Genomic DNA, 17,828 nt, shown 5'->3' with positions numbered 1-17,828 from the left:
GCTAGATAAATAAAGATATCCCAAGATTTGAATTGCGGCAACCAGCTTTGCTGGAGTCTTAACTTGTTATTTATGGGTATTAGTTAACGGATAGTTTCACTACAGGATCTGAGGTGATTCGGATCTTCGATTTAGATATTAAATACGGAAACTACGGTATACAAATACTGACTTTCTCCGGTGAATGTATATTCGCCGATAGGCCTAAGCGGGTTGATGATCTTCTAGCAAAAACCCTTGAAAAAACCCCAAAACACTTGATCGTTGATTTTTCGGGGTGCTCGCTTCTGGACAGCTCGGCAATTGGAACATTGATCGCTTACCATAATAAGCTCAGAGACAAAGTGCCAGATGCGCGTATGGCCGTAGTTACCGGTGTTAGCAATTATCTTGTAAGGAAGCTTAGCAACCTTGGGGTTTTTAACTATGCGGGCATCGAAATCTTTAAAACTCTGCAGGAGGCTGAATCTTCGCTATCTGGAAAATAGAATCACTTGTCTCCAGCATAACCCCGCGCTGTTGCCACAACGAAAGGACCAAACCGCCTGTCTTTCTTGAATGTTTTGCCATCTTGCCTTATCTCAACTTCAATCAATCCCTCGGGTTGGTTGATTTCGGCTGAGATATAGAGGGTGGTCCCATCTTGAGCTTTTGCAGGAGATTTCCATCTCCACGGAAGAGTGACGTTTTCTTTCTGATAGGTCCAACCTTTCTCGTTGGTATATGTAACCGATACCTTGTTTGCGGTACTGGTTACGATATACTCTATCGAATGGCCTTCGGATGACCTGCTCCCAATCAAACCGAGACCGAGAATTAATTCCCAAACAAGCGATAATATAACCAAGCCGGCCAGCAACATTATTATCTTAGATAATCTACTGGAATATTTTAGCCGCCTCCAAACGCTATTCACAAAACCCTCCCAGCATGTGCCCAGATCTAAAGCATAAATGGGCGATAATGAAATAGTAGTCCATCCTCAAGCGAGAAGCAACGTGGCCCTGCACTGCAACTTCTTATCATCTGGGAAACCCCGGGGATTCCTAAGCATTTTATCCTATAGCAAGTAAAGGCTGTCTGCAGCTGTAAGTGAAGCCATGGAGCGATATTTTGGGCATAAAAGTGCGAAATGACTTATTTTTTGCGAAGGTTAGCTTGTAAAAAAATAAGTTACAATATAAGATAGTTTTTAATTAGCACCATCGAAAATTATAGCTACCAAGTATAGCTGAAAGCATTAGCGGCTTAAGAAAGCGTGTTGACTTTGCGAAAAACCGGTCTTGATATTTTAGGGGATGTTCACTGGGGGACTCATTTTTGCCAATTTTACAAGACAAAGAAAGATCTTGTTGATATCCTGATACCCTACTTTAAGGCTGGTTTGGAGAATAACGAATTTTGCATGTGGGTAACTTCCGCGCCTCTTAACGAGAAGGAAGCCGAATATGCACTGAGAGACACTGTCCCCGACTTCGACCGTTATCTAGATAATGGCCAGATCGAGATCATTCCTTATGTAGATTGGTATCTTAAAGAAGGCGTTTTTGATTCTAAACGGGTTCTTAACGGATGGGTTGATAAGCTTAACCAGGCGTTGGCAAAGGGATATGATGGCTTAAGGCTTGCCGGCAATACATTCTGGCTTGAAGAAACCGATTGGAGGGACTTTGTTAATTATGAAGCAGAGGTAGATAGTGTAATCGGCAGTCATCGCATGATTGCCATATGCACGTATTCGCTTGAAAGGTGTGCCGCATCCGAAGTAATAGATGTCATCCGCAACCATGAGTTTGCCATAATTAAATACGAGGGTAAATGGGAGGTTGTTGAAAGCGTAGAGCTAAAGCAGGTGAGGGAGGCTTTAAAGCAAAGCGAGGAAGCGCTAAGGGCAAGCGAGCAGAAATACCGGGCATTATTTAATGGTATGGATGATGGCGTAGCGCTCTATAAAATTGTCTATGATAGCAATAGAAGGCCTGTAGATTTTATAATAACTGATGTTAATCCCCAGTACGAAATAATGCTTGGCATAGGGCGAGAAAAGACTCTAGGACAGAGGGCAACTCTGCTCTACGGCACCGAACTGAAATCCTACCTTAATGCCTTTTTGCAAGCGGCAGAGACCGGAAAGACGGTCTCGTTTGAGACCTACTTTTCCCCTACGGATAAGTACTTCAATGTAGCAGTTTTTGCTCTGCATAATGGGGAGCTTGCAGTGATATTTAGTGATATTACTGAACAAAAGCAGAGCGAAAGAGAGAAGGAGCATCTTTTAAATAGGCTAAGTGTAGAGCGAAACCGGCTTCAAACAATCATGGAGAGCACTAACGCTCATATCGCCTACCTTGATCATGAGTTCAATTTTGTTTTAGTGAATTCCACCTATGTAAGAGCTTCAGGCCATACCGAGGAAGAGCTCATTGGCCGAAATCACTTCGATTTGTTTCCAAATGAGGAAAATGAGGAGATTTTCAAGAAGGTACGGGATACCGGAGTACCTGTTGAATATAAGGCAAAGCCTTTTGAATATGTTGATCAGCCTTGGAGAGGAGTAACTTACTGGGACTGGACTCTGACCCCAGTAAAGGACAGAACGGGGAAGGTCGCTGGCCTTGTGCTTTCATTGGTTGATGTGACAGAAATTACAAGAGCCAAGAAGCTAAGCGATTCTTTAAATGACATTAACGCCGCAATAAGTTCTACATTTAACATGGATGAGATATTACGGATAGTAGCGGCTGAGTCTACCATTGCAATAGGCTGTGAGGGTTCGATTATCGGCCTGTGCGAGGATGGTGCCTGGGCGGTACGGTGCACATATGGCTTAGCGGAAGAACCAGCTAATAAATCTTTTCTCGGTAAAGAGGCTTGCGCTATAATGCTCACGAAGAAAACTAAGGAACCGGTTGTTATTAGCGATACTTCAAGCGGAAAGTGGGCAAACTTCCGGTTTACCGGGCTAAGCAGTGTTCGCTCAGCCCTGCTCGTGCCTTTAGTGGTTAAAGATGAACCAATTGGTATAATCAGTTTTGTTTATACATCAGCGCCGGTTGCCTTTACTGACGACAAAATCGATTTTGCTAGGAAGCTTGCTGCATCGGTTTCGTTTGCGCTTGATAGCGCAAAACTTTATGCCGCCGAGAGGAGTATTGCCGATACCTTACAGGAGGCAATCCTAACGCTTCCAAGAAGCATAGAGGGAATTGATTTTGGTTCCCTTTACCGCTCAGCGACCGAAGTAGCAAAAGTCGGCGGGGATTTCTACGATCTGTTTGAAATCAAGCCCGGTAAGATTGGTATCATTGTCGGAGATGTTTCCGGTAAAGGCTTAGAGGCATCGGCCATGACTTCGTTTATTAAAAATACGATTAAAGCTTATGCGCATGATGAGGATTCCCCTGCTTTAGCTGTGGCCAAAACCAACGACCTTGCAGCAAAATCTTCACCACCGTCTAACTTTATTACTTTACTGTTTGGCATACTTGAAGTCGGGACAGGTCGCTTTGTCTATTGTAGCGCTGGCCATCCCCCGGCTATATTATCTAAAAAAACTGATGGTACGATTCTACTTACTTCAAGATCACCTCTAGTGGGAGTATTTGCCGGGCTTAATTACGATAATCGTGAGGTGATGATTGAGAAAGGTGATGTTCTGGTTCTATATACCGATGGAGCTATTGAAGCGCGTTCTGCAGATGGCGGGCTGTTCGGGGAGGATAGGCTTGCTAAGCTTGTTGAGGGGCTGAAGAATGAGAAAATATGTGATATGCCCCAACTAATTTTTGAAAATATCGTTGATTATGCGGGCGGTAAATTACAGGACGATGTGGCAATTCTTGCGGTAGGTTTGACAGAAAGTGGGGATGCGCTCGATCCCACTTCGAGAGGAGGTAAGTAAGTCGACTAACCAATTTATCTCTTATAGTTTAAACAACCGCTTTTAAGGATATATTAACTAACAGATTGCATTATTGCTACTTTAACAACCGAGAAAGGATGATTGTTTAATGCAAAAATACATATGCATGGCATGCGGTTACATTTATGACCCTGCAAAGGGCGATCCGGATTCCGGTATAGAGCCGGGGACTCCGTTTGAAAAATTGCCAGATAGTTGGTATTGTCCAGAGTGCGGGGCTGATAAGAGCAGCTTTAAGAAGATGGGGTCATAATGAAGCCGAGAGAGATTATAGAGGATGTTTATTGGGTTGGCGCGGTTGACTGGGATCGTCGCTTATTTGATGCGTTGATACCTCTTCCTCAAGGCACAAGCTACAATTCCTATTTAGTTAGGGGCAGCGATAAAATCGCTTTGATCGACACCGTTGATCCTTCAATGGCGGATGTCTTGCTTGGACATTTAGCACAGCTCGGTAATCCAAAGATAGACTATATAGTTGCCAATCATGCTGAGCAGGACCACTCAGGCAGCTTACCTGAGGTGTTAGAGTTATATCCCGAGGCGAAAGTCGTCTGCACTACTAAATGTAAACCGTTGCTTATTGACTTACTTGGTATCTCTGAGGAGCGCTTTCAAGCAATAGAGGATCGGCAGGTACTGACACTTGGCAATAAGAGCCTGCAATTTATCTACACTCCTTGGGTGCATTGGCCTGAGACCATGGTTACCTATCTTCAAGAGGACAAAATCCTATTCTCTTGCGATTTTTTTGGGGCACACCTTGCTTCGAGCGAGTTGTTTGTCAAAGACAAGGCGGAGGTTTACGCAGCGGCAAAGCGGTATTTTGCCGAGATAATGATGCCTTTTAACGCACCGATACAAAAGAATATAGAAAAACTAAGGGATATTGAGTTTGCTATGGTTGCGCCAAGCCACGGCCAGGTATATGCCGAGCCAGAATTTATTATAGAAGCTTATCGAGATTGGGTATACGGAAGCCCAAAGAATCTTGTAGTTTTACCCTATGTTTCGATGCATGGCAGTACCAAAGCCATGGTGAACCACTTCGTCGGGGCATTAATCGACCGTGGTGTCGAGGTCAAGCGGTTCGACCTGACGGCCGTTGACCTTGGCGAGCTTGGCTCTGCCCTTGTTGATGCCGCAACGATAGTTTTGGGAGCTCCTACCGTTTTAACAGGTGCCCATCCGCTTGCACTTTATGCGGCGCATCTAGTGAATTCATTACGCCCCAAGGCAAAGTTCATCTCAGTTGTAGGTTCGCACGGTTGGGCGACAAAAGCAGTCGAACAGATCGGCGGGATTATATCAAGCGTTAAAGCAGAGGTGCTGGAGCCTGTAATAACCAAGGGGTTTCCGAAGCAGGGAGATTTTGAATTGCTTGACCGTCTGGCTGACCAGATTGCAGAAAGACACCGTGAGCTTAAGCTATAGTTACCGGCTGTGAGCTTCCCCCTTAATCGATGGACGATAGTCACCACCCAATTAATGATTAAGCTTACCGTTATTTGGGTATACAGTATCTTGTAAAATAAGCGGCCAGTCGTCGATATGGGAGGTGTCTGCAATGGGAGTTTTAAGATCTCTTTTTTCTAAAGATTACTACAAGTACATAGATGACAACGGCCCTCGTTTTCAAATAAACAGGCGCGGTGGCAGTAAGATCTTTATGATCGATTATGTAAACCCGAGCATATCCCATATTGGCAAGGTGCAGAACAATAGCTCGGTAAGAAGAATCGGCAGGGAGGGGCTAAGCTGGCGAGAAGACCTGCGGGTTAGCTAAATTCGCATTTATTTTAGGCAGCGCCCTGTTTTCTGGATTGGCCGAACGCATTTAGCAAATTTGATAGGTAATAGCAGGCACGCTTAGCAGCAAGGTCGGGCATGTCTCGGTATGATGACAAATCTACTGTTACAAATCCCCGATATCCAATCCAGTTCAGGGTCCTAAAAAACGATATCCACTCTATTTCGCCTTCGTTGGGCAAAACAAAGACACGGCCGCCATTGCCGACATCTGCGATATGGATGTGTTTTATATAGTTCTTTAGTTCGGTTACCACTACGCACGGTGTTTCGCATGCAAGGTGCGCATTTCCGGTGTGAAACGCAAGTTTCAAGCCTCTTACCTTAGGAAAAAGTGCTTGCACGTCGGATGCAGTTTGTAGGATTAAACCCTGCCCATATGTTACGCCAACTGATACTCCAACCCCGCGTGCAAATTTGGTGACATTATTGAGCCCCGTAATTAAGCAGGATCGTACTGTATTCTCTCCGCGCCCTTTAATCGCCCTTCCGGGGCTTATTGTCAGCGATTCGCAACGGAGCTCTCTTGCCAGGCTGGCGTAGTATTTAATTTGCTCAATATAGCTCTCATTTAATTGGATATCTCCGTTTAAGATGGGCTTTTGTACACCGTTTTGCCTTATATCTGAACAGAGACCACCGTTTGCCACCGATATATTGGAAACCGCCATCTTGTGTTTGCTGAGGCATTCTTTAATAGATGCAATTAATTGGGATGGGTTCTCGTTGTTAGAGCAGATCTTCTCATGTCCCGCTCTGATTTCGATTGCCCGATATCCGATATCAGCCAATGTCTTAATGGCTTCGGTTATAGGGATATCCAAAAATGCGCTAGAGCTACATGCAAGCGTGATCCTATCTACAGTATTCATGAAATATTCTTACCCAGTTTAGAATGCATTCGCATATATAAAACTTTTTACGTTTAGGGGCTTGCAATATCCAAATTAATTCGCAGGGAATATATATGCGAATGCAGCTTTCATTGGAGGTGTCAAAGTTGGAAAATGAGCAGTTAATCGATGAGGTCAATAAGTTGAATGAAGAGTTAAGAAACGAACATGATGCAAGCAAGGTTAATAAGTATATCGACCGCTTCGAGGGGCTTTTAAAAGAAGCAAAAGCAAAATGGCCGAATATTGGCCGGCTTGGCATAATCCCAAGGCCGAGAAAGGTTGGTTCAAACGAACCTGAGATTGAGGCGGAGACTCAGATGGGGATTTTAAAAGCAGCAGCTGGACAATTGAGCATCATGGTCAATCGAAAAGCGGCATGATAAAAGCGATGCCTTGATATGTCTATCTGTATATGTGGGGCTATAGAGTGACTATAGTGCTGCAGTTAATAGTCTTCCGGCATGTCAATAGGAACTTTAACTGCAGTGTTGATAAGTGGCATTTAAGCCACTCAAACATTTAAATAATATTAGTTACTAAGGTAATTAGCGAGTAGGCTTGCAAGCCAGTGGTTTTTTCTCTTGATTGCAAGCTCGGCGCAGAGCTCCTCACAGCAGTAGCATCTGATGCATTTATCAAAATCAAAGTGCGGCCGCTTATTGCTAATTGTGATAGCTTTGCTTGGGCAGTTCTGTTTGCAAATGCCGCATCCTGTACAGGCTTCCGGGGCTGCTAAAAACGGTTTTGCGGTAACAAGGTTCTTCATGAACTTTACCAGTCTTGGCGGTATTTTATCCGCAAGGTCAGAAGAGGGAGCTTTGAAATCATTTAGTATAATATCTTGGATTTGCAATCCCCTGATGCTAATCTCGTCCAGTCCTGCAATTAGGCCCCTGTAAACAGCGGCACGATTTGTATACACATCAAGCGGGTCAAAGCCGATGATTTTAGACGCCACAAAATCCATAGCTATTGCGTTTGTTGCCGCTAAGAGCACGCCGATATGCCTGGGTTCGCCACCGGATGGGCCTTCGCCTTCCATCCCAACGACTGCATCCATAATGGAAAGAGTCGGTTTTACCGCAAGGTAAATATCTAGAAGCATATCGGCAAAATCCATTCTATCGGGGACTTTTAAATGATATTGCGCCTTCTCCATCCCTGGGATTACGCCGAAGAGAATTTTAACAGCTCCGGTAAATTTCATGAATCCATGGGTCTTTAGTTTGGGAAGCGTTATTATAACATCTGCATCACGAACAATTCTACCTACTGTAAAGCTTGTATAGAGTTTGCCTTCAGGGCTTTTGATTCTTACCGGGTCGCGATCAAAAATTACTAGCTCAGTTTCAGTGCGCCTGCAGACATCAGCTATTCCGGTTGCTTCAACAATATTTTTGATTTGTCTTGGTGTGTTTGTGCCGCCTGGACTATCCCCAATTATCGGCGTGGCGCCGAGATCTTTAACTGCCGAGATAACAGCCTCTGCGACCACGGGATGGGTAGTAACCGCTTTATCTGGCGTAGCGCTCCTGAGAAGGTTGATTTTTATTAGGACTTTGTCTTGTGGTCTGACAAAGTATTCTAAGCCGCCGAAGGGCTCAAGCAGGGCTTTGAGGGCTTCTGCTATCTCTTGTAATTTGTAATGGCTACACTTGGCAATAGATACAATAGCCTTCGACAATTTATAGTTCCTGCCTCTGTGAACGCTGCGAATAGTTTTTCCGATCTTGCTGCGGCCATGACTGGCCAGCTTAATTCGGCTAGCTTAATAATACAATGATTGACTAAAGCGTTGAAGCATATTTATTGACCGCTAAGTATAACGATTCCCCACGGAAAATTCAATTGTCCGGATTTTTAAAACCAGCTTTTGCGCATCCATGTTTACAGCACACTCCGATTGGGATAGAATTTCGCTAGTAATAATTTTATTGGGCAAAAGCAAAGAATGAAAATGCATTGACGGAGAAGAGTCTGCTTGTAGCTTATAAAGAGAGGCGGGCCATGGCTGAGAGCTCGCTTAAGCTAATGCAGATGGTACCACTCCAGAGCAGGCGACGAAAATCCGACGGGCATATGGAGATAAGTCACCCGGAAGCCCACCGATATTGGGGCAAAAAGCGGCGTCTGGTCTTCAAATCGGGCGCAAATAGGGTGGAACCACGGAAGCCTTCGTCCCTTGCGGAGAGGCTTTTTTTATTTTAATTGTTAGATGGAGGTATCGATGGAGAAGATAAGCATAACTCTGCCAGATGGGGTTAGAATTGAGCTTGATGCAGGAAGTACAGCTTACGACCTTGCCGGAAAGATTGGCCCACGTCTTCAGAAAGCGGCGATAGCTGCCCTGATCAACGATAACCTCGCAGACCTGAGTATGGTATTAAACGACGGCGATATTGTTTCGATTGTAACCGATCATATGGGAAGCGGCATAGATATTATTCGACACAGCACCGCGCATATTATGGCTCAAGCTGTTATGCGTCTTTTTCCTGGAACTAAACTTGGAATAGGTCCGACTATTGAGGGTGGTTTCTATTACGATTTCGACATAAATAAACGAATTTCATCCGAGGATTTCCCCGCTATAGAAGAAGAAATGAGAAAGATCATTACTGAGAACTATCCATTTGAGAGGCGGGTTATCGGCAAAGAAGAGGCAAAAAAGATTTTCAAGGACCAACCGTATAAATTGGAGCTGATTGATGAGCTTGAGGATGACACAGTAAGCGTATATAGTCAGGGCGAGTTTATCGATCTCTGCCGAGGTCCACAGGTACCAAGCACAGGTAAAGTGAAAGCGTTTAAGTTACTAAGTGTTGCGGGGGCATATTGGAGAGGCGATGAAAAGAGGCCTATGCTACAGAGAATCTACGGCACGGCGTTTCCGTCTAAAGAAGCACTCAAAGAGCACCTTGAGACATTGGCGGAGGCCGAGCGGCGGGACCATAGAAAACTTGGCAGAGAGCTCGACCTCTTCACTATAGACGATGAATTTGGCGCGGGGCTTCCGCTTTGGCATCCAAAGGGCGCCATCTTAAGAAAAGTAATTGAAGATTTTTGGAAAAACGAACACTTAAAGCGTGGCTATGAATTAATTATGACACCGCACATTGCCAAAGTAGACCTCTGGAAAACAAGCGGCCACTGGGACTTTTACCGTGAGAGCATGTTCTCGCCAATGGAGGTTGAGGGAACCGATTATGTTGTAAAGCCGATGAACTGTCCCGGACATATCAAGATCTATAAGAACCATACCAGGAGCTACCGTGATTTGCCGTTACGCTGGGCAGAGCTTGGAACCGTCTACCGTTTTGAAAGGTCAGGTGTTCTTCACGGCCTTCTAAGGGTGCGCGGGTTTACTCAGGACGACGCGCATATATTTTGCACACCAGAGCAGATCGAAGATGAGATCCTCGGGGTAATAGATCTAATGCTTTATATCTTTAAGAAATTTGGTTTCGATAAGTATGATGTTTACCTTTCGACCCAGCCGGACAAATTCGTAGGAACGCAGGAGAATTGGGATAGAGCAACTAATGCATTGAAGGTGGCGCTTGAAAAAGCGGGGTTAGAATACCAAATCGACCCAGGCGAAGGTGTATTTTATGGACCGAAGATTGATGTGAAAATACGGGATGCGCTCGGAAGGTCATGGCAGTGCACTACAATCCAGGTCGATTTTAACCTGCCGGAGCGGTTTGATGTAAACTTCATTGGCTCCGATAACAGGGAGCATAGAACGATCATGATCCACCGGGCAATCTTTGGTTCGCTTGAAAGGTTTATCGGTGTATTGATAGAAAATTATGCGGGGGCATTTCCGGTATGGCTATCGCCTGAGCAGGTAGTGGTTTTGCCGATCGCAGATCGCCATAACGATTACGCGCTTGCGGTGGCGGATAGGTTGAAAGGTCTTGGGGCGCGTGCCAGGGCTGACGTGCGCACTGAATCTGTAAACAAAAAGATAAGAGATGCCCAGCTTATGAAAATTCCCTATATGCTTGTAGTTGGTGATAAAGAGATAGAGAATAACCAGGTTGCAGTGCGCGATCGAACTGGCAACCGCGGTCCCATGTCAATCGATATTTTTGCAGCAGAACTCGAAAAGTCGATGCGGCCGCCGGAAATCATCTGGCCTTCCGAAGCCGCTGATGGTGGAGCCGCTGATGGTGGGGCCATGCAAACGTAAGCAAAAGAACATGCTAGACAAAGCTGGCGGCTCCATAGTATACTTGAATATTGAAATGCTTCGAATTTTTGCAGCAAACCAAAAATAGGAACAAACTAAATATAGGAAAGAAGAAGTCAGTTGCTTCTCACCCCGAGATGCTATATGCAATCGAAAGGGTTTGATTTAAGCCAAAGTTGGGCGGCAGCTGCCGTCCATTTTTATTTAGGCTAAAAAGCGCCTTAGCGCTACTGGCATAACAATTTAAATCTAAATAACGCGAGGGAGGTGATAAAGTATCGCAACTGATGCTCGAATTAATGAGAGAATTCGTTCCCCACGGGTTCGGCTTATTTCGCATGACGGAACTCAGCTCGGTATTAAGCCGATTGATGAAGCTCTAAGGATTGCCTATGATGCCGGATTGGATTTGGTGGAAGTTGCCCCGCAGGCCGATCCGCCAGTCTGCAGGATAATGGATTACGGCAAATATAAATATGAGCAGACTCAGAAGGCGAAAAGGGCCAAGAAACATGCCGCGACTCTGGTCGTGAAGGAAATGAAGCTTCGCCCAAAGATTGATAATCATGACTTTGAGGTGAAGAAAAAACACATAATTCGTTTCCTTGAAGACGGTGCGAAAGTTAAGGTTACAATTATGTTTAGGGGTCGCGAACTGGCTCATACCGACCTTGGCAAAAAGCTTCTCGACCGTATAGCCGAGGAGGTAAGCAATCTGGGCAAGGTCGAAGCTCAGCCTAAACTTGACGGGAGAAACATGGTTATGGTTTTAGCCCCAGTGGTAAAAGCTACGGCAGCCGAGTCGTAAAAGCCTGAAGTTTCGCATGTTATATAAATGCTATAACCGCTATAGATATTAACTCAAGCAGTGATAGTGCTCGAGGCAGGGTATTTATTTTCGCAAGAAATGGTGGTTTATGGTTAAGTGGTTTATATATAGTTAGTGCGAAGAGCAAAACGTTATTAGACGTAACGGTTTATGTTGAAGATAGAAAGGAGCAAGTAAGTTATGCCGAAGATGAAGACCCATCGTGGAGCGGCAAAACGCTTCAAGGTTACAGGTTCAGGCAAGTTGTCTTATAAACATGCTTTTACAAGCCATATTCTTACTAAGAAGACTGCAAAGCGCAAAAGACGGCTGCGTAAAGATGGTATTGTAGAATCAGCTAACAAGAAAAGCCTGAAGCGTATGTTGGGCATGTAGGCAGTCAAACTGCCCAAAGTGTAATTCTATTGAAGGAGTTGACGGTAGATGCCAAGAACAAGACATGCCACTAGTACTAAGAGAAGGCATAAAAAGATATTAAATTTGGCAAAAGGATATCGTGGTGCGAAGAGCAAGCAGTACAAGGCTGCTAAAGAACAGGTAATGCACTCGCTGTCTTACGCGTACAGAGATAGAAAAGCAAAAAAGCGCGATTTTAGGCAACTCTGGATCGCAAGGATCAACGCCGGGGCAAGGGCAAACGGTATATCTTATAGCCGATTTATAAACGGACTTAAACTTGCCGATATTGATCTCGATAGAAAAGTTCTTGCCGATATGGCGCTTAACGACCCGGAAGCTTTTGCAGAACTTGCTGCTATAGCTAAAGAGAAAGTCATGGCATAGAGTGATGGCATGGAGTAGCAGGCAAACGGTTGGCTTACGGCCAAGGGCTAGAGTCAAGGGGCCGGGTTAATAAAGTGCAGGCGCAGGGTTTTAGTCCTGCTTGATAGTTTAAGTTTTTAGAACAGTTTAAGTTATCAGAAAAATTATATTGTAAAGGCGTTGAAGAAGAGAGTAACCGCTCTTTTCCGTTACAGAGAAGCGAGCGAGGCTGAGAATCGCTATGGAGAGTGCGGTGAAGTTCACTTCGGAGCCAAGAGTTGAAAGGCAACCCTTAAGTTGCGTAAGTAGGCAATTCGGTATCCCCCGTTACTGGGAACAAAGAGCAGGTTATTCGGTATCTGATTCATAGATCGTAGCTCTTATGATTTTGCAGATACTTAATGACCTGAATTAAGGTGGTACCGCGGGTCCTCTCTCGTCCTTGTGTGCGAGAGAGGATTTTTATATTTATGGTAGCGAATCAATAGATTAGTAAATAAAAGCTAATGTTTATAATAAAAAGCTGTGACCGAAAGCTAATGAGGTGATAAATCAAAATGGTATCGCGGACGGATCTGGAGAAAATATATGAAACGGCCAGGGCAGATGTCGCTAAGGCGAAAGATTTGCGGGAACTGGACCGGGTAAGGGTGGAATACCTTGGTAAAAAAGGTAAAATAACCGGGGTTCTGAAAACTCTGGGGCGGCTATCCCCGGAGGAAAGAAAAGAAATCGGTCAGGTAGCAAACAGGGTAAGGCAAAGCCTGGAGGCCGATATTAACGCGAAACAGGATGAGCTTTCAAGAGCAGAAATAGAGGCTCGTCTTGCTGCAGAAACAGTAGATATAACACTGCCGGGGAGGGTGCACCCACACGGGCACAGGCACCTTATCTCAAAAATTATCAGGGAGGTAACTGATATTTTTATCGGCCTTGGTTATAAAGTAGCCGAAGGCCCTGAAGTTGAGCTTGATTATTATAACTTCAAGGCCCTCAATACCCCGGCTGATCATCCTGCAAGGAGTCTTCAGGATACATTTTACATCAAGAAAGAAAGCGTTCAGCCGCAAGACAACGATATCTTGCTTAGAACACATACATCACCGGTGCAAATTAGGGTGATGAAATCGCAGCAGCCGCCGGTTTACGTAATAGCTCCGGGTAAAGTTTTCAGAAGAGATGTTCCCGACCCGAGCCATTCTCCAATGTTCCATCAAATAGAGGGTTTAGCTGTTGATAAAGGAATTACTTTTGGTGATCTAAAGGGGACTCTTGAGGAGTTCTCCAGACAGATGTTTGGCAAACAGAGCCAGTTTAGGGTAGTTGCACGTGAGGGGTTCCATGAGGAACTGACCGAAGATGGAGCATATACTAGACTGCGTCCACATTTCTTTCCGTTTACAGAGCCGAGCGCAGAGGTAGATGTGCGCTGTTTCGCCTGTGGCGGTGTAGGCTGTAGGATTTGTGGAAGCGGCTGGCTTGAGATACTTGGTGCGGGGATGGTGGATCCTAATGTCTTGATAGAGGTCGGTTACGACCCTGAAGAGGTAAGCGGATTCGCTTTTGGAATGGGCGTTGAAAGGATTGCCATGTTGATCTACGGCGTATCCGACATCAGGACGTTCTTCGAGAACGATATCAGGTTTGTGAAACAATTTTAAAGCTCTCAGCGGTCAATCAGCAACCAGTTAAAAGTCAGACAAAGCGCAGAAACAAAAGATTATTGCTGATTGCTGAGAGTTAACAGCTACAAAAGGAGGATAATATAATGCTGGTTTCTCTTAACTGGTTAAAGGATTATATAGATTTCGATTTATCAGCAGATGAGCTTGCCGACAAGCTCAACCTGACGGGTACGGCTGTGGAAAGCGTAAAGCATCTTGGGGAAGGTCTTGGAAACGTCAGAGTAGGTTTGCTTCTTGAGGTTAAACCACATCCAAACGCAGATAAGCTAAGCGTGACCACGGTAAATATCGGGCGCCCTGAGACTCTTGAGATAGTTTGCGGTGCCAAGAATATTAAAGTGGGAGACAAAGTTCCCGTTGCTTTGGTTGGGGCTACTCTTCCTAGCGGCATAGAGATCAAGCCAGTAAAGTTAAGAGGCGTAACTTCCTACGGTATGCTTTGCTCTAAAGCTGAGCTTGGGCTAGGTACAGACCATGCAGGCATTTATATTCTGCCTGAGGATGTCGAAGTTGGAGCTCCCCTGACCGAGGCTCTTGGATTGGACGATACCATTCTTGAACTTGAAATTACGCCTAATCGCCCCGATTGTCTATCAATGATTGGGATGGCTAGGGAAGTAGGGGCTATAACAGGGCGTACGATTCATAAGCCGTCCATAGACCTGGTCGAATCAGCTGAAAAAACAACAGATATTGCATCGGTTCAGATACTGGACCCTGACCTCTGTCCGCGGTATACCGCAAGGGTAATTAGGGGTGTGAAAATAGGGCCAAGCCCGACATGGATGCAGTCCCGTCTAGAAAAGGCTGGGATGCGCCCGATTAATAATATAGTCGATATTACAAATTATGTAATGCTTGAGATGGGTCAACCGCTTCATGCTTTCGACCTTAACACCATCCGTGACCGTAAAATAATAGTTCGTAGGGCGAAGAACGGTGAGCATATAGAAACACTTGACGGCGTCGTACGCGAGCTTGACGATAGCATGCTCGTAATTGCGGATACGGAAAGGGCAATTGCGCTTGCAGGTGTTATGGGAGGTGCAAATACCGAGGTTTCCGATAAGACTGTTGATATATTGCTCGAGTCGGCGTACTTTGAGCCGACGTCGATAATGAGGACCTCAAGAAACCTTGGGCTGCTGTCTGAATCTTCGTCTCGCTTTGAAAAAGGCACCGATCCAAACGGCACGGCGGTTGCGGCTGACAGGGCAGCTCAGCTCATGGCTGCATATGCAGATGGCACAGTGACCCAGGGATTAATCGATGTTTATCCAAAAATGATAGAGCCAAGGAGGTTGCCGTTAAGAACCGATAAGGTAAATGCTATATTAGGTACCAAACTTAAGCCTGATGAGATAAAGAAAATCCTTACCGGGCTTGAGATATCGGCTGAAGTAGTTGGTGAAACGACCGAGATGCGGGTTATCGCACCGTCGTTCAGGCCTGATTTAGAGCGTGAAATAGATTTAATAGAGGAAATAGCAAGAATTTATGGATACAACAATATAGAATCTACCTTGCCGGAGAGCGGATATAAGCAGGGAGGGTTAAGCGAGCGCCAGAAAGTCGCGGAATCAATCAAAGATCGACTTATCGCAACTGGACTCTCAGAAGCAATTACCTACAGTTTCATGGACCCAAATGATATTGACAAGCTTCAAATCCCACAGGGAGATCCTCTACGCTGGTTTGTGAGGTTGCTTAATCCGCTTAATGAAGAGTTGTCGGTTTTAAGAACGACTCTTATGGCAAATCTGCTCAAAGTTATTAAATATAACATAAACCGCGAGCAGTATGATGTGCAGATATTTGAAGTTGGCCATGTTTTCTGGCAGGAGCAGGGCAAAGATATTCCAGACGAAGAGGTTATGCTCGGTATTGCCATAACAGGTGCCTGGGAGCCAGACGAATGGTATGATAAGGCAAGAAGTGTAGACTTTTTTGATCTTAAGGGGATTATTGAGGCAGTTCTTAGTGAGCTTAATATTAAGAACTGGTCAGTGAGGCACTTTACACACCCGGCAATTCATCCCGGAAGAAGCGCAGAGCTGCTCATAGGGAATGAGTCGGTTGGCTATTTTGGGGAATTACACCCTAACGCTCAATCTGATTTCGATCTGCCGAGAACATATGTAGCGGAGCTTAACTTTACCAAGCTAATAGATAAAGCCGTAACCCAGAAGGAGTTTGCTGAGATACCTAGGCATCCGGCAATCTCTCTTGATATTGCTATTCTTGTTGATGATTCTATTGAAAATGAGCAAGTAATGGATGTTATCAGGACTGCAGGCAAGCCGCTACTTGAGAACGTAAGATTGTTTGACTTATATAAAGGCGCAGGCATACCGGAAGGCAAAAAAAGTATGGCATACTCGATGGTTTTCCGCGCACCAGATAGGACGCTTACAGATCAGGAAGCGTTAGATGTCCGTGAGAGTATAGTTGAGAGATTGAGCAGAGAGCTTAAAGCCGAGATAAGGGCGTAGCGCAGGGCTTTAGCCCTGTGGGCAGCTGAACAATCTTGCTGGATATAGAATTATCGTTCTTGGGGAGATAGAGCGAACTGAAGGAAAGTCTTTGCGCCGGGAATCAAAACAATTTTACTTTAAATTGTTTTTATTCCCGGCGCTTCGTAGTATACTAAAAAACGCTATGCGTGCTGTTCTGCTTGCTGCGGGCCAGGGTTTGCGACTCAGGCCACTGACTCTCACAAAACCGAAAGCTATTGTTCCCCTTGCAAACCGGCCGTCAATTGTCAGGCTGCTGGAGTATTTGAGACCCTACGAAATCAAAGAAATGTATATAAATCTCCATTACCTCCCAGAAGATATTAAGGATGTAGTTGGGGCTGGAACGTGGTGGAATACGAGAGTTCATTACTCGTACGAGCCGGAACTCTTGGGAACGGCGGGCGCAATAAAGAAACTCGATAAATTTATCGGTGACGATAAATTTATCGTCGTAAACACCGATATTGCAACCGATATAGATCTTATCGAGCCTCTCGAGTTTCATGAGACAAGGGGTGCGGAAGTCACCCTTATCATGACCCGGGCGAGGCCAGGCTCCGGTTATGAACATATTGGTGTAAGTCCTGGCGGCAGAATTTTAATCAATAAGGACCCAAACGATGTGGTGGAAAACGGGATCTACACCGGAATGGCGATTTTCGAACCAACGGTTTTAGACATCATACCCCAAGAACCTTCAAGCCTTCTTAACTCTGTATTTATCCCCCTTGCCGAAGAGGGTGGCCTTTACGCGTATTTTCAGGATGGTTACTGGTCAGATATAGGTACTGTGGAGAGGTACCTACAGGTAAACAAGGACTTGATTAATGGCAAAGTGAAATCCACTATAGATGGTCGCCTTGTTGGAGAAAATATCTGGATTAGTGAAACATCTGAAATAGATCTGACCGTTCGCATTGAAGAGCCCGCCTTAATTGGCAGGGGAGTTAGCATTGAGCGGGGGGCCTTAATCGGTCCCAATACTGTTATTGGAAATGGCTGCTATATAGGACCAAACGTTAAGATATCAAACAGTGTGGTGTGGGATGGGTGTCGCATTGGCTCCTCATCACTGATCGATAGTTGTGTTATTGCCGATGGCCAGCAAATAGTGCCCGGTCAAAGGCTAAAAAGAACGGTTGTTCAAGGCGGAATTGCCGAGCCAGTTTTTAATATATAGTTCTTTATTACACGCGCAGAATTTTTATTGCACA

General features: G+C 45.1%; 16 protein-coding genes and 1 other annotated feature. Of the genes, 13 read left to right on the top strand and 3 right to left on the bottom strand.

All coding sequences use genetic code 11. From position 1 onward, the window contains the following. Positions 1-113 precede the first annotated feature (113 nt). Positions 114-488, top strand: coding sequence for an STAS domain-containing protein (locus K6T91_03555; protein MCL6471869.1), 375 nt, complete (start codon positions 114-116; stop codon positions 486-488). Between the two features lie 2 nt (positions 489-490). On the opposite strand, the gene K6T91_03550 is transcribed toward K6T91_03555, so the two are convergent. Then, positions 491-916 (bottom strand): hypothetical protein, encoded by a 426-nt coding sequence (locus tag K6T91_03550; GenBank protein MCL6471868.1) that lies wholly within the window; start codon positions 914-916, stop codon positions 491-493. Between the two features lie 342 nt (positions 917-1,258). Here K6T91_03550 and K6T91_03545 point away from each other — a divergent pair, with 342 nt between their 5' ends. The 4 genes from K6T91_03545 to K6T91_03530 all read left to right on the top strand — a co-directional run bounded on the left by K6T91_03545 (position 1,259) and on the right by K6T91_03530 (position 5,708). Further along, positions 1,259-3,901, top strand: a complete 2,643-nt coding sequence (locus K6T91_03545) for an MEDS domain-containing protein (GenBank protein ID MCL6471867.1) — start codon at positions 1,259-1,261, stop codon at positions 3,899-3,901. A gap of 109 nt (positions 3,902-4,010) precedes the next feature. Then, entirely contained in the window at positions 4,011-4,175 is a 165-nt protein-coding gene (locus K6T91_03540; protein ID MCL6471866.1) for a rubredoxin, read from the top strand. Beyond that, positions 4,175-5,356 carry an FprA family A-type flavoprotein gene (locus K6T91_03535; protein ID MCL6471865.1) on the top strand — a complete coding sequence of 394 codons (1,182 nt, stop codon included), beginning with the start codon at positions 4,175-4,177 and terminating at the stop codon, positions 5,354-5,356. Before K6T91_03540 ends, K6T91_03535 begins: the two co-directional genes overlap by 1 nt. 133 nt (positions 5,357-5,489) lie before the next feature. Next, a complete protein-coding gene (locus K6T91_03530; GenBank protein ID MCL6471864.1) occupies positions 5,490-5,708 on the top strand; it encodes a hypothetical protein in 219 nt (72 codons plus the stop codon). Positions 5,709-5,721: 13 nt separating this feature from the next. Here K6T91_03530 and K6T91_03525 read toward each other — a convergent pair whose 3' ends face one another. Beyond that, positions 5,722-6,603, bottom strand: a complete 882-nt coding sequence (locus tag K6T91_03525) for a sugar phosphate isomerase/epimerase (GenBank protein ID MCL6471863.1) — start codon at positions 6,601-6,603, stop codon at positions 5,722-5,724. 128 nt (positions 6,604-6,731) lie between these two features. Between K6T91_03525 and K6T91_03520 the strand changes: the two genes are divergently transcribed. Further along, entirely contained in the window at positions 6,732-7,007 is a 276-nt protein-coding gene (locus K6T91_03520; protein ID MCL6471862.1) for a hypothetical protein, read from the top strand. 149 nt (positions 7,008-7,156) lie between these two features. Here the strand turns inward: K6T91_03520 and K6T91_03515 are convergent, their stop codons facing one another. Next, on the bottom strand, positions 7,157-8,311 hold the full coding sequence (locus tag K6T91_03515) for a DUF362 domain-containing protein (GenBank protein ID MCL6471861.1): 1,155 nt from the start codon (positions 8,309-8,311) through the stop codon (positions 7,157-7,159). Between the two features lie 543 nt (positions 8,312-8,854). Here K6T91_03515 and thrS point away from each other — a divergent pair. The 7 genes from thrS (at position 8,855) to K6T91_03480 (ending at position 17,794) form a co-directional block, all read left to right on the top strand. Further along, positions 8,855-10,822, top strand: a complete 1,968-nt coding sequence (thrS, locus tag K6T91_03510) for a threonine--tRNA ligase (protein MCL6471860.1) — start codon at positions 8,855-8,857, stop codon at positions 10,820-10,822. A gap of 277 nt (positions 10,823-11,099) precedes the next feature. Then, positions 11,100-11,630 (top strand): translation initiation factor IF-3, encoded by a 531-nt coding sequence (infC, locus tag K6T91_03505; GenBank protein ID MCL6471859.1) that lies wholly within the window; start codon positions 11,100-11,102, stop codon positions 11,628-11,630. A 201-nt stretch (positions 11,631-11,831) separates the two neighbouring features. Beyond that, positions 11,832-12,026 (top strand): 50S ribosomal protein L35, encoded by a 195-nt coding sequence (gene rpmI, locus K6T91_03500; GenBank protein ID MCL6471858.1) that lies wholly within the window; start codon positions 11,832-11,834, stop codon positions 12,024-12,026. Between the two features lie 48 nt (positions 12,027-12,074). Beyond that, positions 12,075-12,434 (top strand): 50S ribosomal protein L20, encoded by a 360-nt coding sequence (gene rplT / locus K6T91_03495; protein ID MCL6471857.1) that lies wholly within the window; start codon positions 12,075-12,077, stop codon positions 12,432-12,434. A 150-nt stretch (positions 12,435-12,584) separates the two neighbouring features. Continuing rightward, positions 12,585-12,860: a binding site (T-box leader), on the top strand. Between the two features lie 110 nt (positions 12,861-12,970). Further along, entirely contained in the window at positions 12,971-14,074 is a 1,104-nt protein-coding gene (locus tag K6T91_03490; protein MCL6471856.1) for a phenylalanine--tRNA ligase subunit alpha, read from the top strand. Positions 14,075-14,181: 107 nt separating this feature from the next. Then, the gene (pheT, locus tag K6T91_03485; GenBank protein MCL6471855.1) at positions 14,182-16,590 is read left to right on the top strand and encodes a phenylalanine--tRNA ligase subunit beta; all 2,409 of its coding nucleotides are present in this window, start codon (positions 14,182-14,184) and stop codon (positions 16,588-16,590) included. A gap of 91 nt (positions 16,591-16,681) precedes the next feature. Continuing rightward, complete coding sequence (locus K6T91_03480; protein MCL6471854.1) at positions 16,682-17,794, top strand: NDP-sugar synthase; 1,113 nt, start codon at positions 16,682-16,684, stop codon at positions 17,792-17,794. The last annotated feature ends 34 nt before the right edge of the window (positions 17,795-17,828 follow it).

The organism is Bacillota bacterium (assembly GCA_023511485.1).
Lineage (GTDB): Bacteria > Actinomycetota > Aquicultoria > Aquicultorales > Aquicultoraceae > CADDYS01.
This window is presented reverse-complemented; position numbering and strand designations above follow the sequence as displayed.